The following is a 24,318-nucleotide window of genomic DNA, read 5'->3' on the forward strand; positions in this document are numbered from 1 at the left end:
ATGGAAAATCAAGATATTTTTAACCAATTTAAAAAAGCCGCCGACAACGCCGAGTCGCCCGACTTTGCTTCGATGGAGAAAGTCTGGAACCGCGTTGAGGAAAAACTCGATAAAAAGGAGTTGAAACAAGAAACAGTGCTTTGGAAAAAATGGGCTGTGGCTGCTTCAATCTTATTAGGAATTTCGATTGGATATCAATTTTTAAAAGGAGACCAACCAACGATTAATACCAATGACATTATTGTCCAAAAAGATTCTATTCAAAAAACAACAACCCCAACTAACAACGCCGTAGTTTCAGCAGAAACCGTTAATCCGGCGATTAAAGAAGAGGCCGAACAAATTTTGGAAAAACAAATGATTTCTCAAACAGACCTGGCCGTAATAGAACCGCCCAAAACGGAAGAAATCAGCAGCAATGACACTGTATCCAAAAGAGTCAAATCATTTTCCAATGTGGCTTCGGTAAGCAATTATGGCTATGTAAAGAGCAATAAATTTGAAGCTGCAGCAGAAAAATCAAAAGACATGGAACTTTTTATCGCCAAAGAAAACAAAGTGTCCAATGCCAAAAAAGAAAAGCCACTGCTGGTTTTTGATGACAAAGTAAACAATAAACAAAGCGTGAAAGAAGTAGAAATGGAAGAAATTGAATCTATCGTTGAACTTCCCGATCCTCTCTATATCATTAATGGGGTGGAATACACCGAACAAGAATTATTCGGACCCAACCCAACCAGTCCTTACACACCGTTAAATGAACAAGAAATCGATTCTATTTCCATACTGCAGAAGGAAAAAGCGACTTCCATTTATGGTGAAAAAGGCAAAAAAGGCGTCGTAATCATCTCGACTAAAAACGGAAAACCGGCTGCCAAAAAACACAAATAAATCAGTCTAACCTTTTAAAATTTAACGTCATGAAAAATGTAAAAATCTTTTCATTAGGCATTGCTATGCTTATCACTTTCCTATCCTTCGGACAAGAACCGAGCACAAGCGAATTGGCGAAGCAAAAAACAATTACCGGTATCGTAAGTGACCGCATTGGTCCGCTTCCCGGAGTCAATGTTTTAGTCAAAGGAACTACTCGTGCAACACAAACCGATTTTGATGGCAAGTATTCCATAATGGCTCAAAAAGGCGAATCATTGGTCTTCCAATACATTGGTATGAAAACACAAGAAGTAAAAGTGGACAATTCCAACACCATTAATGTAAAAATGGAAGATGATTCAGCCACTTTAAGCGAAGTAGTTGTGGTTGCTCAAGGCTACAGTCGGAAAAGAAAATCAACAGTGGCACAAACAAGGTCTAATCTTTCAAATGCCAATGTTACCCAATCCTTACAAGGCAAAGTTGCCGGAGTACAAATCAACCATAGTTCAGGAACTCCGGGTGCAACTAAAGTTGTAATTCGTGGTAATTCATCACTTAAAACCAACACAAAACCTTTGTACATTGTTGACGGCGTTCCAATGAAAGAAGAAGAATTTAAAAGTATCAATCCGAATGACATAAATACAGTTAACGTATTAAAAGACACTGCAGCGACTTCGCTATATGGCAACAGCGCTTCTAATGGTGCAATCGTGATACAAACCAAAACCGGAGTACAACAAAATTTATCGAAATCTGAAATGCAAAAAAGAATTAAAGAAATCGACAAAACTACTACACCAATAGTTATTGAACCCAACAATGAGGACTACGAAAGCTTTGTAGAAAACGCTTTTGAAAGTCCGAAATCGGCTCCGCTGTCGACATTTTCTATTGATGTAGACAATGCTTCTTACACCAATGTGCGTCGCTTTATCAATAACGGACAAGCGGTTCCGAAAGATGCGGTTCGTGTGGAAGAAATGGTTAATTTTTTCAAATACCAATACCCGCAACCTACAGGTGAACATCCGTTTTCAATTAATACCGAATACAGTGAGTGTCCTTGGAATAAAGACAATAAATTGGTTCGCATCGGTTTACAAGGTAAAGACATCGCCACTGATAATTTGCCTGCTTCTAATTTGGTTTTCCTCATTGATGTTTCAGGTTCGATGGCTGACATGAACAAATTGCCACTGTTGAAGGAATCTTTCAAAGTTTTGGTAGCCCAATTGAGAGCTGATGATAAAATTGCCATAGTAGTTTATGCCGGTGCGGCAGGTTTGGTGTTACCGCCAACTTCAGGAAAAGAGAAAAAAACCATCATTGACGCTTTAGACCAATTGCAATCCGGTGGAAGTACTGCCGGTGGTGCGGGAATTCAACTGGCCTACAAAACGGCTGAGGAAAATTTCATCAAAGGCGGAAACAACCGAGTAATCTTGGCCACCGATGGTGATTTTAATGTAGGCGCCTCTTCAGATTCTGATATGAAAACCTTAATTGAGGAGAAAAGAAAATCGGGTGTTTTCTTAACTTGTTTGGGCTATGGCATGGGCAATTACAAAGACAGCAAGTTAGAAACATTGGCTGACAAAGGCAACGGTAATTATGCCTATATCGACAACATTCAGGAAGCCAATCGCTTTTTAGGCAAAGAATTCAAAGGGTCGATGTTTGCTATCGCAAAAGATGTTAAAATCCAAATCGAGTTCAATCCGACTCATGTAAAAGCGTATCGTTTGATTGGTTACGAAAACCGAAAATTGCGTCCGGAAGACTTTAAAAATGATGCCATTGATGCAGGAGAATTGGGCAGCGGACATACAGTTACCGCGCTATACGAAATCATTCCAACCAACACCAAAAGCGATTTCTTTGTGGATACTGATGCGTTGAAATACACCAAAGTTGAACCTTCAAAAACCAAATTCAATGATGAATTAGCTACCATAAAATTCCGCTACAAAAAACCCGATGGCAGTAAAAGTATCGAAATGGTTCAGGTGATTGATAATAAGGTTAATGCTTTAGACAGCGCTTCGAACGGATTCAAATTCAGCACCGCAGTAGCTTGGTTTGGATTGAAATTAAGAGATTCCAAATTGGTGACCAACAAATCTTCTTCTGATATTAAAAAATTAGCGCGCGAAGGCTTGGCCTTTGATGAAGACGGTTACAAAGCCGAGTTTATTCGCCTAGTGGAAGCGGTCAATTAAATTTTTTGGGTGATTTGATTAATGTTGGTAAACCCGTCAAGTTCTTTTGAATTAGACGGGTTTTGTTTGTCTTGCTACTTCTCTATCTCGCGTAAACTTTCCATTTTTTTGTGCGCCAAGAACCCTTTGATGTCTTCAAAATGTTCTTTCACTCTTTTGTTCCCGAATTCAAATACTTTTTCGGCCAAACCGTCTAAGAAATCACGGTCGTGTGATACTAAAATCAACGTTCCGTCAAAGTCTTTCAAGGCGTCTTTGATGATGTCTTTGGTTTTCATATCTAAGTGATTCGAAGGCTCATCGAGAATCAGTAAGTTAACCGGTTCCAATAACAATTTGATCATGGCCAAACGCGTTTTTTCGCCACCCGAAAGCACTTTAACTTTCTTCTGAATATCATCGCCATGGAACATAAATGCCCCTAAAATGTTTTTGATTTGGGTTCTCACTTCGCCTACCGCAATATTGTCAATGGTTTCAAAAATAGTAGCATTCTCATCTAATAATGCCGCTTGGTTTTGGGCAAAATATCCAATTTGACAATTGTGTCCCACCTCAACGCTACCGCCATTAATTTCGATTTCCTTCATGATGGCTTTGATCATGGTCGATTTTCCTTCTCCGTTTTTCCCCACGAAAGCTACTTTTTGACCGCGTTCAATGACCATATTGGCATCTTTAAAAATCAATTTGTCACCATAAGATTTCTCCAAATCGCAAACGATTACCGGATATTGACCGGAACGAACCGAAGGAGGAAACTTCAACTTTAAGGCCGAGTTATCGATTTCATCTACTTCAATCGGCACAATCTTTTCCAACATTCTAACGCGTGATTGCACCGCATCTGTTTTTGAAAAAGTTCCTCGGAAACGCTCAATAAACGCTTGATTGTCGGCTATGAATTTCTGCTGCTCGTCATAAGCTTTTTGTTGGTGCACACGACGGTCTTTTCTCAATTCTAAATAATGAGAATACTTGGCTTTGTAATCGTAAATTCTGCCCATCGTCACCTCAATAGTACGATTGGTGATATTGTCTACAAAAGCCCTGTCGTGGGAAATCACCATAACCGCTTTCGCCTGATTGATTAAGAAATCTTCCAACCATTGAATACTGTCCATGTCCAAGTGGTTTGTCGGCTCATCGAGCAAAATCAAATCGGGTTGTTTCAAAAGGATTTTAGCCAACTCGATACGCATTCTCCAACCTCCGGAAAACTCAGATGTTGATCGATTAAAATCTTCTCTTTCAAAACCTAATCCTTTCAGTACCTTTTCGACTTCGGCTTCATAGTTGACTTCTTCAATCGAATAATATTTTTCGCTTAACTCCGAAACGCGTTCAATCAATTTCATGTACTCATCGCTTTCGTAATCGGTACGAATGGTTAATTGTTCATTGATTTCGTCAATTTCGGCTTTCATTTTGAAAACCTCGGCAAAAGCTTTCGATGCTTCTTCCATTACCGTACAATCATTGGCTGACAATAAATGCTGTGGCAAATAGGCAATCACGGCTTCTTTCGGAGCAGAAATGTTTCCGCGAGTGGGTTTGTTTTCACCGGCTACAATTTTTAAAAGAGTAGATTTACCGGCGCCGTTTTTACCCATCAAGGCAATTTTATCGGTTTCATTGATGGCGAAAGTTACCTCGCTGAATAAAGTAGTGCCGCCAAATTCAACGGCTATGTCGTTAACTGTAATCATATTAGATTATTAGACTTCTTAGATTGTTATACTTCTTAGATTTTGAAGCGGCAAAGATAGTTTAATTTGAGAATGAGGCAATTTGAAAAGGAAGCAATTTAAAAGGATTTATGCTAACCGCTAACCGCTTTCAAAAACTTAATAACAATAACGTTGTAATTCGTTAGAAACGAAGTCTGACAAAACTTAATGTGTATTTTTGTTAAGTGTAACCAATGATTTCAACTATGCCGTTATTCGACTATAGTTTTCTGAGTAAAATTTTACCCAAAGCCAAAATCAAAAAGGGTTTTAAAAAAACTAAAAAATCGTACCTCAACAGAGTTCGATGGGCTACTTCGCTGTTTTTCTTTGGTATGGGTTTTTGTTTCTCCACATGGGCGAGTCGCATTCCGGATATCAAGTCAACTTTACAATTGAGCGAAGCTGCATTGGGTACTTTACTATTCGCGATACCGATTGGACAACTATTTGCGATGCCGTTTTCGGGAAAAGTGGTCACCAAATACGGCAGTAGAAACATTACTTTTTTAGGGTTGTTTTTGTATGCTGCTTGTTTGCCGCTCATTGGGGTATCCTCCGAAAAGTGGCATTTGGCTGTGGCTTTGTTCTTGTTTGGTTTGTTTGGGAATTTTTGCAACATAGCTGTCAATACCCAAGGCGTTTATACCCAACAATTATTTGACAAACCTATCATGGGTTCGTTTCACGGTTCGTGGAGTTTGGCCGGATTCAGTGGTGCTTTAATGGGATTGGTGATGTTGGCTTTTAACATGAGTCCGCTACAACATTTTGGCTTTGCTTTAGCTATAGTGATTGCTATTATTTTACTCAATGCCAAGTACATTCTGAAAGCAAAATCAAAGCAAGGAACCGAAAAATCAAATTATTCCTTTTGGAAAAATCCGGATAAAACCTTGTTGTGGTTGGGCGTAATCTGTTTTTGCGGTATGGCCAGCGAAGGCATTATGTTTGATTGGAGTGGTGTGTATTTCAAAGAAATTATAAAAGCGCCGGGTGCTTTGGTCGTTTTGGGTTATACTACGTTTATGATCAGTATGGCGTCAGGCCGATTTTTGAGTGATTTTCTAGTAGCGAAATACGGAGCCAAAAAAGTCCTTATCGTCAGCGGTTTGGTGATTTCGAGTGGTTTGTATATGGCGGTTTTATTGCCTTATTTGATTCCGTGTACGATAGCTTTTATGTTGGTGGGATTTGGTGTTTCCAATGTGGTGCCGATTATTTTTAACGTAGCCGGTAACAACGAAAATGTCCCAACCGGTATCGCCTTAACGATCGTAACGAGTATCAGTTTCTTAGGATTTTTAATTGGGCCACCACTGATTGGTTTTATCGCCGAATTGACGAGTTTGAAATATTCGTTTGCGATAATAGGTGTTTTTGGGGTGTTGATTTCGTTGTTGGTGACTCGCTTGAAGATTTTCAAATAGTGAGGTTATTCAATGCCAAGTGGTTTGTACTTTTCATAAACAGTGTATTCCATCGTGTCTTTATCCAACAAATACAAGGTTCCGAAATAGCAGCCCAACAAATAGAAAGAATCTAATTTTCTACTGGTACTGATTTTTACTTCAAAATTATTGACGATATCGATGTTTTCAAAGGAGATGGAATCTCCGATGTTGGTTCCCGTTTGGTATTCCCAAGTACCATTCATTCTTCCGGGCAAAAACAAAAAACGGTCGAAGACCAAAACGACCAAAAGAAAGAGTAGTATTTCAACCGCTTTTCTCAATTTAAATACTCAAACGAAACGCTTCAATCACCGGATTGGCTTTGCCGTAATCAATCTCTTGAATAAATAATTCGACCGGTTTTGAAGTTTGGATACTCGGCAATACATTCGCCTGATTGTTATCGCGAATCACCACATTAATATCGGCTTCTTCGAGTTTTTCTTTTAAAGTAACCGCGAGAATCTCTTCTCCTGAAAATATTTTGATAAGTCCCATTTTTGAATTGTAAATTATAAATTGTGAATTAGTCTTCTTCCTCTATTTCGAAGAAAGTCGGTTCAATCATGACTTTATCCGCCAGTACTTCTACCCTTTCTGTGATTTGGGAGCAAAAGAACAACCGTTGGGTTTTCTCGATGCTGTTGGACAATCTCAAAACGACGGCATCCATTCGGTTTCTGAACAAAACCTCAGCATCATCAACTACAAACATTTTGATGGTGTTGATATTAAATCCGGCCGAAGAAAACATCGCATTAATTTTATTGGGCGTTCCGATAAGAATGTCTAAGCCCATAGATATGACATTTTTATCATAATCGATATCGCCTTTGTCATGTACGCCAAGAATACTCAAATCGTGGTAAGTGCCGTATTTGAGAAACATTTCTTCCATTTCCAAAACGCGTTCTTTGTTTTCTACCAAAATCAAAACTCGGGTACTTTCTCCGATGGATTTTTCCATGCGCTGAATGACATTCAAAACAATAGTTGTAGTTTTTCCGGTTCCTGGCGGCGATTGAATCACGGCATCGGCACCGCTTTTGATGGTGGAAAAAGTTTCCTGCTGCATCTCATTAGCTTCGGTCAAACCGTGTTCGATGAGTGCTTGTTGGAGTTGTGGGTGTATTTTTTTTAGGTTCATTTTTTAAGGGATAAGTTAAAAGGGATAAGGGATTAGACTTTTGCCTTATCCCTATTCCCTTATCTCTTTATTTGCTGGCAAACAGTTTCACATCGGTTTCAGAAATTTCATTTCCGCCCAAAATAATCAGACGTTCGACTACGTTTCTTAGTTCACGAATATTTCCGGTCCAGTCGTATTCTTGCAATAATTTGACCGCGTCTTTGGAGAAAGATTTTGGCGCATTACCTTGTTCTTCGGCAATTTTCACGGCAAAATGTTCTATCAATAACGGGATGTCATCACGTCTTTCGTTTAGCGAAGGTACTTTGATTAAAATGACCGCCAAACGATGGTATAAATCTTCACGGAAACGACCTTCTGCGATTTCTTTTTTCAAATCTTTGTTGGTTGCCGCTACCACACGTACATTGATTTTAATGTCTTTGTCGGCGCCGACTCTTTGAATCAAACTTTCTTGTAGCGCACGCAATACTTTGGCTTGTGCAGACAAACTCATGTCCCCGATTTCATCCAAGAAAATCGTTCCACCATCGGCCGCTTCGAATTTTCCGGCGCGGTCTTTTACCGCTGAAGTAAATGCTCCTTTGACGTGACCAAACAATTCACTTTCAATTAATTCAGATGGAATGGCAGCACAGTTGACTTCAATCATCGGGGCATTAGCTCTTTCGCTTTTTTCGTGCAATTGATGGGCCACCAATTCTTTTCCGGTGCCGTTTGGTCCGGTGATTAAAACTCTGGCATCCGTTTGAGCGACTTTGTCAACCATTTGTTTGATTTGGTTGATAGGTTCGCTTTCGCCAATGATTTCATAGTTTTTGGAAACTTTTTTCTTTAGGATTTTATTTTCTACGACCAGTTGCTTTTTGTCTAAAGCATTGCGAACGGTATTCAGTAATCGATTCAAATCCGGTGGTTTGGAAATGTAATCAAAAGCGCCCAGACGCATCGTGTTTACAGCTGTTTCTAAATCGCCGTGACCTGAAATCATGACCATCGGGATTTCGGGTTTGATTTTTTTTACGGCTTCGAGTAGTTCTTCACCGCTCATTTTAGGCATTTTGATGTCGCACAACACCAAGTCGTAATCCTCATTTTTAATTTTTTCAAAACCTTGTTTTCCGTCTTCGGCTTCTTCGACGGTATAAGTATCGCTTTCTTCAGATAGTATTTTGATCAATACTCTTCTGATGGTAGCTTCGTCTTCGATGATTAATATTTTGGGCATATTTTAGTTGCTTCGGTTATTTGGTTATTCGTTTATTTGGGCAATTCATGGTTGCCTTTTTAGCCCTGATTGAAGTGAAAATCCTTTTTTGTTTTGCCTTGGGTTTAACCCGAGGTGAGGCAAAAAAGATTGCAACGGAAAGCAGGAATAGGGTTTATTCTTGGCCCAAGCCGCTCGCTCCGAATCAGTTTTGACAAAAGTAGTATAAAATCACATTAACCGACTTAATTTTGTTGCATCAAAAATAGATTTAATACTTTTACAGCTCCAAAACGAATCACTATGTCTACAGCAAAAAAAGATTACAAAAGAATTACGACCAAGTCACTTTTTGACATGAAAGCCAACGGCGAGAAAATATCGATGCTGACCGCTTATGATTATACTATGGCGAAGATTGTTGATACAGCTGGTGTTGACGTAATTTTGGTAGGCGATTCTGCCAGTAATGTGATGGCCGGTCACGAAACGACTTTGCCGATTACTTTGGACCAAATGATTTACCACGCTTCCTCTGTTGTAAGAGCGATTGATAGGGCTTTGGTGGTAGTTGATTTGCCATTCGGAAGTTACCAATCGGACCCAAAAGAAGCCTTACGTTCTGCCATTAGAATCATGAAAGAAAGTGGCGGTCATGCCGTAAAACTGGAAGGTGGAAGCGAAATCAAGGAAAGCATCAAACGCATTTTGAATGCCGGAATTCCGGTGATGGGACACTTGGGACTAACGCCTCAATCGATTTACAAATTCGGGACTTACACGGTTCGTGCCAAAGAAGAAGCCGAAGCGGAACAATTAATTGAAGATGCCAAATTGTTAGAAAAACTAGGCTGTTTCGCTTTGGTGTTGGAAAAAATTCCGGCGTCATTGGCGGAGAAAGTAGCCAAAACGATTTCGATTCCGGTAATCGGAATTGGAGCCGGCGGTGGCGTTGACGGACAGGTTTTGGTGATTCACGACATGCTTGGGATGAACAATGAATTCAGTCCGAGATTTCTAAGACGCTATATGAATTTGTATGAAGGTATGACTACAGCTATTGGACAATATGTAAGTGATGTGAAATCACAGGATTTCCCAAATAAATCAGAGCAATACTAATTAGACTTTTATGTCTAAAGAAATTTCTACAAAACATAATCTACAGGTTCTTCACGAAGACAACCACATCATCGTGGTGAACAAACGTGTTGGCGATATTGTACAAGGAGACAAAACCGGAGACAAACCGCTATCTGAAGTTGTAAAAGAATACCTCAAAGAAAAGTACAACAAACCCGGAGAAGTCTTTCTGGGCGTGGTTCATAGATTAGACAGACCAACCACCGGAATTGTAGTTTTTGCCAGAACCAGTAAGGCTTTGACTCGGCTGAACGAGCTTTTTAGCAAGCGAGAAACACAGAAAACGTATTGGGCTGTAGTGAAAAACAAACCACCGAAAACGGAAGAGAATCTTGTTCATTTTTTAAAAAGAAACGAAAAAAACAATACCTCCAAAGCACATCTCAAAGAAGTTCCGGAAAGCAAAAAAGCCAGTTTAGATTATAAAATCATCAAAGAACTCAACAATTATTTTGCATTAGAAATCCATCTTCACACCGGAAGACATCACCAAATCAGAGCACAATTGTCGGCGATTGGTTGCCCGATAAAAGGCGATTTGAAATATGGGTTTGACCGCAGCAATCCTGATGGCGGTATCCATCTTCATGCCCGAAAATTGGTTTTCACACATCCGGTGACCAAAGAAACTCTTGAAATTATGGCGCCCACACCAAATGATGTTATTTGGAACGCTTTGTAAACTAAAATGACTATTTTTACGTTTATACTTTAATTAGGGTTTTTAAAAACCCAACTGTTGTAAACCTAAATCAATCTTACCATGAAGAAAATCATTTTAACTGCAAGTCTATTAATCGGACTCAACGCTTTTGCCCAAGACCACTTTTCGGGTATCAGTACTTCTAATCGAGTGGGAATATTGAATGCCAATGTCAATCCGGCTGAATTGGCCAATTTGTCTAAAAAATTTGAGGTTAATATTTACGGACTAAGTTTTAATGTGGCCAATAACAAAATTGCTTTTAGTGATATTTCGTCTGATGCCGACTTTGAAACTTTAATCTTTCAAGGCTCTAGTCCGGTAAACGCTCGCATTGATGCGGAAATTATGGGACCCGGTGTTGCGATGCGTTGGAAAAAATGGGGTTTTGCCATTACCACTAAAGCCTATGCTAAGTTTGATATGATTGATATTGACCCGACTATTGGAAATGCCATTACCAATGACAATATCATCTTGAACACAACTCTTTTGAATAACCCTAACAATCAAAGATTGAGTGGCACTTCTTATGGTGAAGTGGGCTTGTCGGCAGCGAGAACCTTTTTTGAAAATGACAACCACAAGTTCAGCGCGGGTGTTACTTTGAAAATATTATTTCCCGGCTCGTATTCTAACTTTGGTTTAAGCAATTTAAATGGAGAAATTAATGAAACCCTAACTGGAGCATTCTTACATACCAATTCACCGGCTAATTTAAATATCGCATATTCCGGGAATCTGGCGGATAGTTTTACCAATTTTGACGATTACAGCAAATCCATCTTTGGCGGATTGAACGGTTTTGCCGGTGATATCGGTTTTAACTACCAATGGAAAAAAGGCAAAGACTACAAACTGAATGCCGGTTTGGCCATCAGAAACATTGGTACCATGACTTTTAAAGATGATAACAATGCCTCTACTAATTATGTTTTGAATATTCCTCAATCTGACCCATTAGATTTAAGTTTGTTTGATGATGTTGAAAATTTAGGCGATGTAGAAACCATTCTAAGAGAAAATGGTTATTTAACAGAGATGCCACAAGAAAACGATTTTAAAGTCAAATTACCCACAGTGCTTTCAACTTATGTCGATTTCAAATTGGTTTCAAAATTTTATGTAACTGCTTATTTACAACAAAAAGTCAATGAAGATTCCGACAATGACCAAATCACGGTGCCAAATATTTTCAGCATTACCCCAAGAGTAAACTTAGGTTTTTTTGAGACTTATGTGCCGGTAACTTTCAATGAGATTTCAGGTACTAACGTTGGTTTAGGATTCCGATTAGGCGGTTTTTATCTAGGAACCAGTTCTTTGGTAACTGCTTTGGTTAGCGACAGCAAACAAGGCGATATTTACACCGGATTCCGTTGGGCATTTCTATAATAAAAAATTGAATTTGTCTTTTAAAAATCCTATATTAGCCTAGCTAATTAAACCCATCATGATTTTTAAAACGGACCTCAATTACAGAAAACAATCGTTACTGAAATTACTGGTAACTGTTCAAGAACATGAAGCCGAAATCATCAAGGCATTGTATGATGATTTCAAAAAACCGGCTTTTGAGGCAGTATTTACGGAGACTGAGTATATCGTTACCGAATTAAAACAAACGATTAAAAACATCAATAAGTGGGCAAAACCTAAATGGGTTTTGCCTTCTCTTTTGAATTTCCCCTCTACTGATTATCTCTACCAAGAACCTTTTGGAAAGGTTTTGATCATCGCCCCTTGGAATTATCCTTACCAATTGGTTTTTTCTCCTTTGATTGCAGCGGTTGCCGCCGGAAATCAAGTGGTGGTCAAACCTTCTGAACTGACACCAAATACTTCAAAAGTCATCGCTAAAATCATCCATAAAACCTTTGAGGAAAATCATGTAAAATGTGTTGAAGGCGGAACAGAAATCGCTCAGACATTATTGGCACAACGCTGGGATTATATTTTCTTCACCGGTAGCGTAAATGTGGGTAAAATTGTGGCCAAAGCTGCTGCGGAAAACTTAACGCCGGTTACTTTGGAATTGGGCGGAAAAAACCCTTGTATTATTGATGAAACGGCCAATCTGAAATTGGCTGCCAAGCGAATCGTTTGGGGTAAATTCCTCAATGCAGGACAAACCTGTATTGCACCCGATTATTTGTTGGTTCACCAAAACATCAAACCGAGGCTCATCGATTTACTAAAAGAAGAAATCATTGTGGCTTATGGAGAAAACGCTCAGATTTCACCGGATTATCCTCGCATCATCAATGAAAAAAATTGGAAACGACAATTGGCTCTTTTAGAAAACCAAACCATTCTTTTGGGCGGACAATCAACTGCTGAAGATTTTTACCTCTCGCCTACTTTATTGGATGAACCTTCCATGGATAGTTTGGTGATGAAGGAAGAAATTTTTGGTCCAGTTTTACCAATCTTGTGTTATGAAACGGAAGCCGATTTGGAAAGAATTATCTCCTGTTATGAAAAACCACTGTCGCTATACATATTTACTGAAAATAATGGTTTTGCCAAAAAAATAATAACAAAATATGCTTTCGGCGGAGGATGTGTCAATGATACGCTAATTCATTTTGCCAACAAGCGTTTGCCCTTTGGCGGCGTCGGACACAGCGGTATTGGTGCCTATCACGGCAAACGAAGTTTTGACCTTTTTTCACACCAAAAAGCGGTGGTTAAAAAAGCCAATTGGCTAGATATCCCAACGAGATATGCACCTTATCAGGGCAAATTAAATTCTATCAAAAAATTATTAAATTGGTTTTCTTGATTATGGCTTTCAAATAGTGATGAGTAAATTATTTTTTATGTATATTGTAATGCGAAAGTGGTAATATTATAAATCAAAATCGTTTAATTGGTTAAATCTCTACAATACATTGAATTATCTTTTTTCATTTGCCAATATCAATAGCTACGTAATAATCTGTTTATTATTGATTATTTCATTGTTGTTTTATATCGCTATTCATAAAACTTTACAGAAGAAATTAAATCTAAGCAATAAATACTCCGAATATGAACCCAAAGAAGAACAGTTCCGGATTTATTTGCTGTTTTTTGGTATCACTATTCCCTTAATTGAAACCATAGTAGATGTTTTCGAATTAAGGGCTACACAGCATGTTGGGGTAAATTTTACCGTCGGAGCGCTGATGCTACTGCTTTATTTCTTATGCAGTCGCTATGATTATTTTTATAAAAAAATCACGCTCATTTTTCCTTTAATCTATATCGGTTATTTTTGTTTTATTGGATACAATTTATTTTTTAATTCCTATGAAGTAATCTCCTATGCCAGTTTTATTGTGGCTTTTTTTCTTTCCTATTTTGTTCTAAAAAACATTCTTCATTATTGGATTTTTGTACTGTCGATTTTTGTTTTTTTTATCTTTAGTTACCAAACAGAGTTAATTGAGAGCAAGTTAACAATTTTATTGGTTTGTACCTTTCTTTCTACAGTGGCCATCCATATTTCAAGGCATTTGGCTCTATTGGAAACCAAAAATAAATTCCTCTTTTCAGACATCATTGTCAACAACGGAAATTCGTTAATCATAACCACCAATACCAAAGGCGAAGTGTCATTTTGCAGCGAATCGATAGAAGCCATTTTAGGTTATAAAGTGGAAGAAGTGTTGGGAATGGGATTTTGGATTCTTACTGAAGACCCTGAATTTATCGGAGAAGCTTATCATAACACTTTTGTAGATGATCGATCCTACATCAGAAAATTGAAATGCAAAAACGGTGATTACAAATACATTCAATGGAAAGACAAAAAATATTCTGATGATATCACTATTGGAATTGGCCAAGATGTAACTGAACAAGTAAAAATCAAAGACCAATACCGCAGCTTGATTGAATCGGCTGCCGATTTGATTTATGAAATCGATTTAAAAGCAGTGGTCACCTATGTAAACCAATTCGCCGTAAAAACGCTTCACTATGAAAGAGAAGATATTCTAGGCAAACATTTTTCCAATTTTGTCCGAGCGGATTATTTAGATTATGTGACCGATTTTTATAAAGAAATTCCCAAAGAAACACCCGAATACAACGATTTGGTTTTTCCGTTGCTAAAAAAAGACGGCGAAACCATTTGGGTTTCTCAAAAAGTGACTTTAAAGAAAAATGATTTTGGCGAAGTCATTGGCTATTCGGCTATTGCCAGAGATATTACCTTGGTAAAAAATCTTGAAATCGAACATTACAACCGAAGCAAAAAAGTTAGAATTCACAATGAAACACTAAAGACTTTAACTTCTCAAAGTTATTCCAATAAAGATACTTTTAGCGGTATCCTCAAAAACATTCTCAAAGTAGCAGGTACTAATTGTAACATCGACAGGGTTGGCTATTGGTCATACATTCCTGAAGGCCTGAAATGTGAAAACACCTACTACTTAAAAAGTGACCGGTTTGAAAAGAATTTTTTCTTAGGCAAAGAAAGTTACCCCAACTACTTTAAGAATATAGAAACCGGTATGCAAATAGTGGCCTCGAATGTTTACAACAATAGTATCACGCAAGAGTTGTGTTATGATTACATTCCCAAAAATGATATTATGTCATTGCTTGACACTCCGATTTTTATCAATGGCAAAATCATTGGAATATTGTGTTTTGAAAAAACCGAAACTCCTTTTGAGTGGGACAACGAAGACATCAATTTTGCTCGCTCTATAGCCGATTTGATAGCGATTGCCATTGAGGCTCAATTACTATTGGAATCCGATAAAAAGTTATCGTACAAGAGTGAAATTTTGACCGTAATCAGTAAGAATATTGACAAATTCCTACTCAACAAAAATACTGACGACATTCTCAAAGGAATTGTAAATGAAATTGGCACAGTATTAAAAGTAGATCGAATTTCTTTCTTTGCCAAAAGTGAAAAAAACATTATTTATTATCAAAAACACCGATGGCTTGCTGCAGAAAAAGGATTTGCCCAACCCCAAGAAGCACTACAAAATATAACTCCGGAAATGCTTTCATTCGTGATGAAGCACATGGTAGAAAATTATTATTACGCGGCTGTAGTTCGTAAAATTAAAGACGAAACTACGAGAAGTTTCTTGGAAACCTTTGAGATTAAATCGGTTTTGTTTTTGCCGATATTTGTCAAAAATGATTTGCATGGTTTCTTGGTTTTTGACGATTCAACCCTTGAAAGAGAATGGTCTATTGATGAAATTACCATACTACAATCTTTAGCCAATAACATCTCTTCTGCTTTCGAAAGAAATATCAATGAAGCCATCATCAAAGAAAGTGAAGAAAAGTTCAGGCTTTTGGCCAATAATATTCCGGGAACAGTACACCTTTCGCGGTATGATGAAAAATGGTCTAAAATTTACCTTAACGATCAAATCGAAAAACTAACCGGTTATCCCAAAGAAGAATTTCTGCAAAACAAAATTTTCTACATCGATTTGGTTCATCCTGATGACATAGCCATCGTAAGGGAAAAAGCCGACGACTTGTTTAAAAACAAACAAAAAATCCATTTAATCTATCGAATAATTAACAAGTTAGGACAATATATTTGGGTAGAAGAATTTGGTGAACCTATCTTAAAAGACCATCAAATTGTATACATCGTTGGAATTTTTATCGATATCACTTCTCGTATGGAAGCGGAAGAAGCCATCAAAGCCAAAAATTATGCGGAAGCCGCCAACAGAGCTAAGTCGGAGTTCTTGGCCAATATGAGTCACGAAATCCGAACGCCTTTAAACGGCATTATAGGTTTTACCGAACTTTTGATGAATACCAATTTGGAAAATATCCAAAAAAAATACATGGATACTATCAACCAATCGGCCAATTCATTGATGGAAGTAATCAACAACATCCTCGATTTTTCCAAAATTGAATCGGGCAAATTAGAACTCAACATTGAAAAAATCAACATTGAGGAACTATTGAATCAAGTGGTAGATTTAATTCAATATGAAGCCAATCTCAAAAACCTAAAGCTTAGTTTAATGGTACAAAAAGAAGTACCAAAATACATTTGGGTTGATTACATCCGCCTGAAACAAGTTTTAATCAACCTGCTGAGTAATGCGGTTAAATTTACCGAAAAAGGCAGTATTGAATTATCCGTAGCAGTGTACGAAAAAATCGATGACGATAGTATACAGTTGCAATTTGCCGTTAAAGACACCGGCATCGGCATCAAAAAAAGCAACCAACTAAAAATATTTGAAGCCTTCTCACAAGAAGACAATTCCACCTCCAAAAGATTTGGCGGAACCGGCTTGGGACTTTCTATATCCAACCAGCTTTTGAGTTTGATGAACAGCAAACTGGAATTGATTAGCGAACCTAACAAAGGCAGTGTGTTTAGTTTTGTTTTGGATGTTACCTATTCTAATTTGTCTACAGAAAACAACAAATCGATGGATAAGTTTGATAAATCGGGGCAATTGACTAATGTTATCAGTACCGCGGATAAAGTTGTTTTTATCGTGGAAGACAACAAAATCAACATGCTTTTGGCCAAAACCTTAGTCAAACAAATTTTACCTAATGCCCAAATTATCCAGCTTGAAAACGGAAAAGAAGCCTTTGAAAAAGTACAAACCCTTTTGCCTGATTTGATTCTAATGGACATCCAAATGCCGGTAATGAATGGTTACGAATCGACGCAAGCCATCAGAAAATTACCCAATACAGCCAGTATTCCGATTATAGCCTTGACAGCAGGCACAGTTGTTGGTGAAAAAGAAAAGTGTATCGAAAACGGAATGAACGACTACATTCCAAAGCCAATAGACAAAGAATTATTGGAGAAAATTATTCGAGATTTGATGAAATTAAACTAAAATCAACGGAATTATGAAATGGGAAAGAAAAGACAGCGGTAATTTTGAAGACCGAAGAGGCATGTCCGGCGGTGGGAAAGCCCTAATTGGAGGCGGACTTATTGGAATTGTAGTTTTGTTACTTAATATGTTTGGTGGTGAAACCGGACAAACGATTGGCAATATCATACAACAAACACAAGGCACGGAAACAGAGCCGACTCAAACCCGAGAATTGTCTGCTGAAGAAAAAGAATTAGGCGATTTTGCAGAATCTTGTTTTGTTTACAACAATGAAACTTGGGCCAAAGTTTTCCAAGAAAACAACATGGATTTTGAAGAACCGGGTATGGTACTGTTTTATGACGGCGTTAATACTGCTTGTGGTAGTGCTACCTCTGCCTCAGGTCCATTTTATTGCCCGAGTGACAAAAAAATCTACATGGATTTGCGATTTTTTGAAGAATTAAAAACCCGATTTGGAGCCCAAGGCGGTGATTTTGCGATTGCTTATGTGATTGCTCATGAAATGGGACATCACTTGCAAACCATTTTGGGAACTTCGGGGAAAGTGCGTCAATTGCAACAAGGGAAAAGCGAAACCGAAGCCAATAAGCTATCTGTCGGCTTAGAATTACAAGCCGATTTTTATGCCGGTGTTTGGGCTCATTACAACAAAAACCTATTGGAAGAAGGCGACATAGAAGAAGCATTAAGTGCCGCTCATGCTGTTGGTGACGATGCCATTCAACGCAAAATGCAAGGTCATGTTACTCCGGATACTTTCACACACGGAACTTCTGAACAAAGAATGTATTGGTTTAAAAAAGGATACAACTCAGGTGATATTAAACAAGGCGATACCTTCTCGACAATAATGGATTAAAAAAAATCAGTAAATTTTAGCAAAAATCACAATTCGAAAATTAAAAGTATTCTTTTTTGCATTAATCATAAATCGTGTTTAACACCTCAATTTTAAAGACAATTTCAAGTTATTTTGAAGTTGTCTTTTTTAATTTTGCTAAGCAAAAAACGAAAAAGAAATGAAAGTAGGCATCGACAGTATCGCATTTGACATTCCGCAACTATACCTTCCCATAACCACTTTAGCCGAAAACCGAAACATTGAAGCAGACAAACTAATTAAAGGTTTGGGATTGCACAAAATGAGTTTTCTTGACGTCCACCAAGATGTGGTAACGATGGCTTCGAATGCAGCTTTGAAACTAATTCGTCAGGAAAATTTAAACCCGACAGAAATCAACCGAATATATGTAGGAACCGAAAGCGGCATCGATAGTTCGAAACCCGTGGCTTCTTATGTTTTGTCAAATTTGGAAAATGTTTTAGGCGAAGGCAGTTTCCGAAACTGTGATGTAGTCGATTTGACTTTTGCTTGTATCGGTGCGATTGATGCGTTGCAAAACTGCCTCGATTATATCCGATTAAACCCAACTAAAAAAGCGGTAGTTATTGCTTCTGACAATGCCAAATACGATTTAAACTCAACCGGAGAATACACCCAAGGCGCCGGCGCTATCGCTATGTTAATCACTTCTACACCAAGGATTTTAAGTTTTTCAAATGAAGTGGGCGTTTCAACCCAAGGAGTATTTGATTTTTTTAAACCCCGACGAACAGTTGGTAAAGAAGCTTTAGAGTTAAACGACAATCCGGAATGGCAGGGCGTTTTGGAAAGTGAAATTGCTATCTACAAAGAGCAACCCGTTTTTGACGGGCAATATTCAAACCAATGCTACATCAACCGAATTTCGGAAGCCTATAAACACTTCAAGTCCGAAAGCAATCAAAACGGCAAAGTCTATGAAAATTGGACGGCTATATTAATGCATCTTCCTTACTGTTTTCAAGGCAGGAGAACTTTCATTGAAATTTTTGCCCAAGAAAATGCGCAGTTATTAGAAGCTCAAATTGGGGAAACGCCCAAAGACAAACTCAAAGCCTTAGCCAAAAGCCCGGAATATCTGAGTTTAGTAAACGAAAAGATATTGCCTTCCGAAATCGCTTCAGGACAAATTGGAAATATTTACACCGGTTCAATTTTCTTGGGATTGTTGTCAACGTTAAGTTATCATTTTGAACAAAAATCTGATTTGAAGAATAAAAAATTCGGGTTTATTGCTTACGGTAGTGGTTCCAAATCAAAAGTTTTTGAAGCGCAAGTTTCTCCAGAATGGCAATCAGTAATCAAAAAAATACAGCTCTTCGAAACTTTGGAACAAGCCACTGCGATTGATTTTTCGACTTATGAAAAACTTCATAAAAAAGAATTAAAGCAATCGGTTATCACACCAAAAAATGAGTTTTATTTGAGTTCAATTGAAAAAGAAAATCCGGTACTGGTTGGCGCTCGCTATTACAAATTCAATTAACCCAGCCAACCCTCTCGATCCAAACTTCTGTACTGAATCGCTTCTGCAATGTGATTAGAATTAACGGTTTCAGCTTGTTCCAAATCGGCTATGGTTCTCGAAACTTTTAGAATTCTGTCATAAGCTCTGGCCGAAAGATTCAATCTTTCCATTGCTGTTTTTAATAGTTGTAATGAGGTTTCATCTAAAGCACAATAAGTCCGTATTTGTTTAGTGCTCATTTGTGCATTATAATGAATGTTGTCTAAGGCATCAAAACGCTGTGACTGAATTTCTCTGGCTTTGGTCACGCGTTCCCGAATCAAAACACTGCTCTCTGCCGGACGCGTTTCCGTGAGTTTTTCAAAAGGCACCGGCGTGACTTCTATATGAATATCAATTCTATCCAACAACGGTCCGGATATCTTACTCAAATACCGCTGCATTTCGGCAGGTGACGAACTGACCGGCGCATCGGGATCGTTGAAATAACCACCCGGACTCGGATTCATACTCGCCACTAGCATAAATGACGACGGATAGGTAATCGTAAATTTGGCCCGAGAAATAGTAACTTCCCTATCCTCTAAAGGCTGTCGCATGACTTCCAAAACTTCTCGCTTGAATTCAGGCAATTCGTCTAAAAACAAGACTCCGTTGTGCGCCAAAGATATTTCACCCGGTTGCGGATAACTTCCTCCGCCGACTAATGAAACCGAACTTGCTGTGTGATGCGGACTCCGAAATGGTCGTTGATTCATCAATCCGGCGTCTTTGATTTTACCGGCGACGCTGTGAATTTTAGTCGTTTCTAAAGCTTCTTTTAAAGTCATTGGTGGTAAAATGCTCGGCAATCTTTTGGCCAACATCGTTTTCCCTGAACCAGGCGGACCAATTAAAATAATATTGTGTCCACCGGCAGCAGCGATTTCCATACAGCGTTTGATGCTTTCTTGTCCTTTGACATCGGCAAAATCAAACTCCGGAAAATCTAAGGTTTTATAAAATTCATCGCGTGTATTGATTACTGTTGGCTCAATCGTTCCTCTTCCTTCAAAAAAGTCTATCACTTGTAACACATTTTCAACACCATACACTTCTAATCCGTCTACGATAGCGGCTTCTTTAACGTTTTGAATCGGCAAAAAGAAACCCTTAAACCCTTCTTCTTTGGCTTTGATGGCAATGGACAAGGCTCCTTTTATGGGTTGTAGACTTCCGTCTAAAGACAATTCTCCCATAATTAGATATTGATCAACCTCATCGGATTTAATTTGACCCGAAGCAGCTAAAATCCCAATGGCTAAAGTTAAGTCGTAAGCAGAACCTTCTTTGCGCAAATCGGCCGGAGCCAAATTGACGGTAATCTTCTTTCCCGGAAATTCGTAGCCATTGTTTTTAAGCGCTGCAGCTATGCGATAACTACTTTCCTTAATGGCATTATCGGGCAAACCCACCAAATGATATCCAATACCTTTGTCAATATTAACCTCAACTGTTATGGTCGTAGCTTCAACTCCAAAAACGGCACTACCAAATACTTTTACCAACATATCTTACTTTTTAAAAAATAAAAATAGTAAAATAGTTACAAATAATTAATTTTGAAAGAATATATTTATTGAATTACTGCACATTATCACTCATCAACTCACTCTTGTTTTTAGCGTATTGATAACCTCTGTGCCACCAATCTTTCATTTTGTCTTTGTTAAAGATCAAAGCATTGTCGGTGAGTTGTGTTGGCGTGTAATATAAGTTGAGTTTGGCGTCTTTATTTTTAGCCGCTAATTTTCCAATGGTAATGTCGTGCTTTTCGACTTGTGTCAACAAAGTTTGAAACAAATCAATCATCAATGAAAACGGATTTCTACCGATTTTTTTGGTTCTGGTTTGAACTTCTGTTTCCAAAATAACCACATCTACTTCGGTCGCACCGCGATTAATCGCTTCTCTTATCGGCACCAAACTCGAAAAGCCGCCATCGCCATATTCGCAGCCGTTTTTGGTCACCAAACTCATGAACGGAATGTAGTTGCAGGAAATCCAAATCCATTCGCAAAACTCTTCATAATCATAATCTTTAATCGATTTGTATTCGACTTCATTTTTGGAAAGATTCGTGACCGTAACCACCACTTCACAAGCGGTTGATTTGAGCAAAGCAAACTCATCCGGAGTAAAATTCTCTTTGATGTATTCCAAAAGTTTGTGGCTTTCACCAAAAGTACGTCTGCCTTTTAAAAACTGCTTCAACACATTCCAGTGATTGATGGTAACCGTTTCATTGGGTGTATTTTTATTTTTGACTACAAACGGACTGATATCGAAAATACTGCGCATATTGACATTAGAATAGATGTTGTAAATCTTATCCACTTTGCCCAAAGCCAAATGCGGAATGAGCAAACTTCCGGTTGAACTGCCGATCAGTATATCGTATTCACAACCGTTTTCCTGCATCAAATACTGCGCTACACCACCGGCAAATGCTCCTTTACTTCCACCACCCGAAATTACTAATGCTCTCATCATTTTTCACTTAACAGTTTTTCCAACTGGATTTTTTCACTTTCGGGTAAAGTGGGCAACAAAGATTCAAAGGTCTTTCTGTAGCTGTCAACAGTCAAAAGCTTACGAATATAATCTCGGGCAAATTTGGTGAATTGCCATTTGTGATGCGTGGTCGCATTAACCAAATTCTTTAAAGCTTCATTAGTCTCTTCTCTCTCTATTGCTTGTTTAACTTGAAAAACAACACTTAAAGCACTTTGCCTTGTTGTGCTTTCGTATTTAGGAGAAGAGTAATCAACCAATTCCTTAAAATATTTTTCCTTTTCTTTTTCGTCTAAATCAGCTGTCATCTGTGCCAATAATAAAACCGTTGTCCGTAAACCCAAGTCATTATTACCTATCCAATCTTGGGCTTTCGACAAATAACCGATTCTGCTTTCAGGGAAATTTTTCCATAAATTCATAAACGCTATTTCTCTAGTGTCATAAGAGGCATCGTCTAATAAGGTTTCGTATAATGCTTTGAACTCAAGCGGAATTTCCTCTGTAAACTCGGCTACCGCTTGTCTCACTTTGATGTCATTGGTTTGCATCGCCAAGACAAGAAATTCCTTTTTGTCCTGAAAAGAGACTTCTTTCAATTGGTATAAAATCTCTGTCTTGACCGGATAAAAGATGTTTGATTGCAATAACGTCATGAACTTCTGTCTGTTTTCCGTTAAGGACTTTTTACGCAATAGTTGTGTCTCAAAAAGGGTTTGTATGAAAGTATTTTTCTTTAGCAAAGCATTGGCTTCTTCGGTTTGAAAACGATAATCTTCCAACCAGGTTTTCTTAAATTTTTCGGTATCAAAGGTGGGCGCTACTTTTTTGATTTCGGCTAAAAAATCATCGGTCTCCACATTTTTATATTGGTACTTTTTCAAATAGGTTTTAACCGCTTTTTGGAACAACTTTGGACCAATAGCTTCGCGAATGGTATGCAATGCCCAAGCGCCTTTTTGGTAAAACGACAACGTACTCGCTTTTTCATGCATCACCGGAATCGTATCGGTTTTGGCAGCATTTTTCAACTGTAACGACGTTCGATACAATTGATGGTAAAAATAATCTTCGCCGAAAACTTCACGCTCCGCCAACAAAGCGTAATAAGTAGCAAATCCTTCTTGCAACCAATGATGCTTCCCTGATTTTGCCGTAACCAAGTCGCCAAACCATTGGTGCGCCAACTCATGTGCGTTGACATTCACATAATTCCGGTCGTTAAAACCAATATCATCTATAACAAAATCTTGTGCAAAAATGGTACAACTCGTATTCTCCATTCCGGCATATAAAAAATCTTCTACGGGAATTTGCTTGTAAATTTGCCAAGGATATTTAAAACCGATTTCTTTTTCCAAATAATCGAATATTTGCTTCGAATGTCTGTAAGTCGATTCAAACTTCGCCGTGTCGTTCGGCTGAATAAAAAACTGTAACGGAATCCCCGATTTAGAAGCAATAACTTTGTTCCTAAAATCGCCTATGACCATGGCAAGTAAATACGAACTCATGGGTTTTTGCATTTCGTAAAACCAGGCTTTAAAACTGTTATCAACAGGTATGGTCTTTTTTAAGACACCGTTTGACAAGGCTACAAAATCCTTCGGACTGATGATTTTAAGATTAAAAACTACTTTCTCATTGACATCATCAAAACTCGGCATCCAATGACTTGTATATTTTCCTTGTCCTTGTGTCCAAATTTGACGATTATCTCCTTGTCCGACAAAATAAATCGTTTGCTTTGGAATAGCTTCATAACTAAAACTTACCCAATTCATCCCTTTAGTAAAACCTTCAAAAAGTAATAATTCTTTGGAATTATTTTTAAATTTAACCGGTTGATTATTGATTTTCACCTGAGAAAAATTCATGTTTTTTGCGTCAATGCGAATCGTATCTATTGGTTTTAAAACCTTAAAATGATAAACCGCTGAACCAACTACTTTTTTCAAATTAAAATCAGGCGCAACAATCGAATTGCATTTAATAAAATCCACTTTAGCCGTTTGCTGGGCGAAAGTGAAAACGGTAAATAAAAGAAAAAAAAGGAGGCGCATTTG

Annotated in this window: 18 protein-coding genes; 10 read left to right on the plus strand and 8 right to left on the minus strand. The window is 38.1% G+C overall.

The genetic code is table 11. From position 1 onward, the window contains the following. Window positions 1–891, plus strand: coding sequence for a hypothetical protein (locus HA632_RS13640; RefSeq protein WP_176307744.1), 891 nt, complete (start codon window positions 1–3; stop codon window positions 889–891). Window positions 892–920: 29 nt separating this feature from the next. Next, entirely contained in the window at window positions 921–3,101 is a 2,181-nt protein-coding gene (locus HA632_RS13645; RefSeq protein ID WP_176307745.1) for a VWA domain-containing protein, read from the plus strand. A 74-nt stretch (window positions 3,102–3,175) separates the two neighbouring features. Here HA632_RS13645 and HA632_RS13650 read toward each other — a convergent pair whose 3' ends face one another. Then, a complete protein-coding gene (locus HA632_RS13650) occupies window positions 3,176–4,810 on the minus strand; it encodes an ABC-F family ATP-binding cassette domain-containing protein (RefSeq protein ID WP_176307746.1) in 1,635 nt (544 codons plus the stop codon). A gap of 215 nt (window positions 4,811–5,025) precedes the next feature. Between HA632_RS13650 and HA632_RS13655 the strand changes: the two genes are divergently transcribed. Then, the gene (locus HA632_RS13655) at window positions 5,026–6,261 is read left to right on the plus strand and encodes an MFS transporter (protein WP_176307747.1); all 1,236 of its coding nucleotides are present in this window, start codon (window positions 5,026–5,028) and stop codon (window positions 6,259–6,261) included. 5 nt (window positions 6,262–6,266) lie between these two features. Here HA632_RS13655 and HA632_RS13660 read toward each other — a convergent pair whose 3' ends face one another. The 4 genes from HA632_RS13660 to HA632_RS13675 form a co-directional block, all read right to left on the minus strand. Continuing rightward, complete coding sequence (locus HA632_RS13660; RefSeq protein WP_176307748.1) at window positions 6,267–6,566, minus strand: hypothetical protein; 300 nt, start codon at window positions 6,564–6,566, stop codon at window positions 6,267–6,269. A gap of 1 nt (window position 6,567) precedes the next feature. Further along, window positions 6,568–6,783 (minus strand): DUF2007 domain-containing protein, encoded by a 216-nt coding sequence (locus tag HA632_RS13665; protein ID WP_176307749.1) that lies wholly within the window; start codon window positions 6,781–6,783, stop codon window positions 6,568–6,570. Window positions 6,784–6,811: 28 nt separating this feature from the next. Then, complete coding sequence (locus HA632_RS13670) at window positions 6,812–7,432, minus strand: DEAD/DEAH box helicase (protein WP_176307750.1); 621 nt, start codon at window positions 7,430–7,432, stop codon at window positions 6,812–6,814. Between the two features lie 67 nt (window positions 7,433–7,499). Continuing rightward, a complete protein-coding gene (locus HA632_RS13675) occupies window positions 7,500–8,663 on the minus strand; it encodes a sigma-54 dependent transcriptional regulator (RefSeq protein ID WP_176307751.1) in 1,164 nt (387 codons plus the stop codon). A 282-nt stretch (window positions 8,664–8,945) separates the two neighbouring features. Between HA632_RS13675 and panB the strand changes: the two genes are divergently transcribed. The 7 genes from panB (at window position 8,946) to HA632_RS13710 (ending at window position 19,717) form a co-directional block, all read left to right on the plus strand. Then, window positions 8,946–9,764 (plus strand): 3-methyl-2-oxobutanoate hydroxymethyltransferase, encoded by an 819-nt coding sequence (gene panB / locus HA632_RS13680; RefSeq protein WP_176307752.1) that lies wholly within the window; start codon window positions 8,946–8,948, stop codon window positions 9,762–9,764. A 10-nt stretch (window positions 9,765–9,774) separates the two neighbouring features. Then, entirely contained in the window at window positions 9,775–10,467 is a 693-nt protein-coding gene (locus tag HA632_RS13685; protein WP_176307753.1) for an RluA family pseudouridine synthase, read from the plus strand. A gap of 81 nt (window positions 10,468–10,548) precedes the next feature. After that, the gene (locus tag HA632_RS13690; RefSeq protein WP_176307754.1) at window positions 10,549–11,883 is read left to right on the plus strand and encodes a hypothetical protein; all 1,335 of its coding nucleotides are present in this window, start codon (window positions 10,549–10,551) and stop codon (window positions 11,881–11,883) included. 58 nt (window positions 11,884–11,941) lie between these two features. Further along, on the plus strand, window positions 11,942–13,273 hold the full coding sequence (locus HA632_RS13695; protein WP_176307755.1) for an aldehyde dehydrogenase: 1,332 nt from the start codon (window positions 11,942–11,944) through the stop codon (window positions 13,271–13,273). Window positions 13,274–13,382: 109 nt separating this feature from the next. After that, a complete protein-coding gene (locus HA632_RS13700; RefSeq protein ID WP_176307756.1) occupies window positions 13,383–17,342 on the plus strand; it encodes a PAS domain S-box protein in 3,960 nt (1,319 codons plus the stop codon). Between the two features lie 13 nt (window positions 17,343–17,355). Next, window positions 17,356–18,207 (plus strand): neutral zinc metallopeptidase, encoded by an 852-nt coding sequence (locus tag HA632_RS13705; RefSeq protein ID WP_176307757.1) that lies wholly within the window; start codon window positions 17,356–17,358, stop codon window positions 18,205–18,207. Window positions 18,208–18,367: 160 nt separating this feature from the next. After that, the gene (locus HA632_RS13710; protein WP_176307758.1) at window positions 18,368–19,717 is read left to right on the plus strand and encodes a hydroxymethylglutaryl-CoA synthase family protein; all 1,350 of its coding nucleotides are present in this window, start codon (window positions 18,368–18,370) and stop codon (window positions 19,715–19,717) included. On the opposite strand, the gene HA632_RS13715 is transcribed toward HA632_RS13710, so the two are convergent. From HA632_RS13715 to HA632_RS13725, 3 genes are all read right to left on the minus strand, one after another. Further along, window positions 19,714–21,249: a YifB family Mg chelatase-like AAA ATPase gene (locus HA632_RS13715; RefSeq protein WP_176307759.1), complete on the minus strand. Its 1,536-nt coding sequence runs from the start codon at window positions 21,247–21,249 to the stop codon at window positions 19,714–19,716. The genes HA632_RS13710 and HA632_RS13715 overlap by 4 nt on opposite strands. Window positions 21,250–21,322: 73 nt before the next feature. Continuing rightward, window positions 21,323–22,228 (minus strand): patatin family protein, encoded by a 906-nt coding sequence (locus HA632_RS13720; RefSeq protein WP_176307804.1) that lies wholly within the window; start codon window positions 22,226–22,228, stop codon window positions 21,323–21,325. Next, window positions 22,228–24,315, minus strand: coding sequence for a M1 family metallopeptidase (locus HA632_RS13725; RefSeq protein ID WP_176307760.1), 2,088 nt, complete (start codon window positions 24,313–24,315; stop codon window positions 22,228–22,230). The genes HA632_RS13720 and HA632_RS13725 overlap by 1 nt, the downstream gene beginning before the upstream one ends. Window positions 24,316–24,318 lie beyond the last annotated feature (3 nt).

This window comes from Flavobacterium sp. J49, assembly GCF_011742145.1.
Lineage (GTDB): Bacteria > Bacteroidota > Bacteroidia > Flavobacteriales > Flavobacteriaceae > Flavobacterium.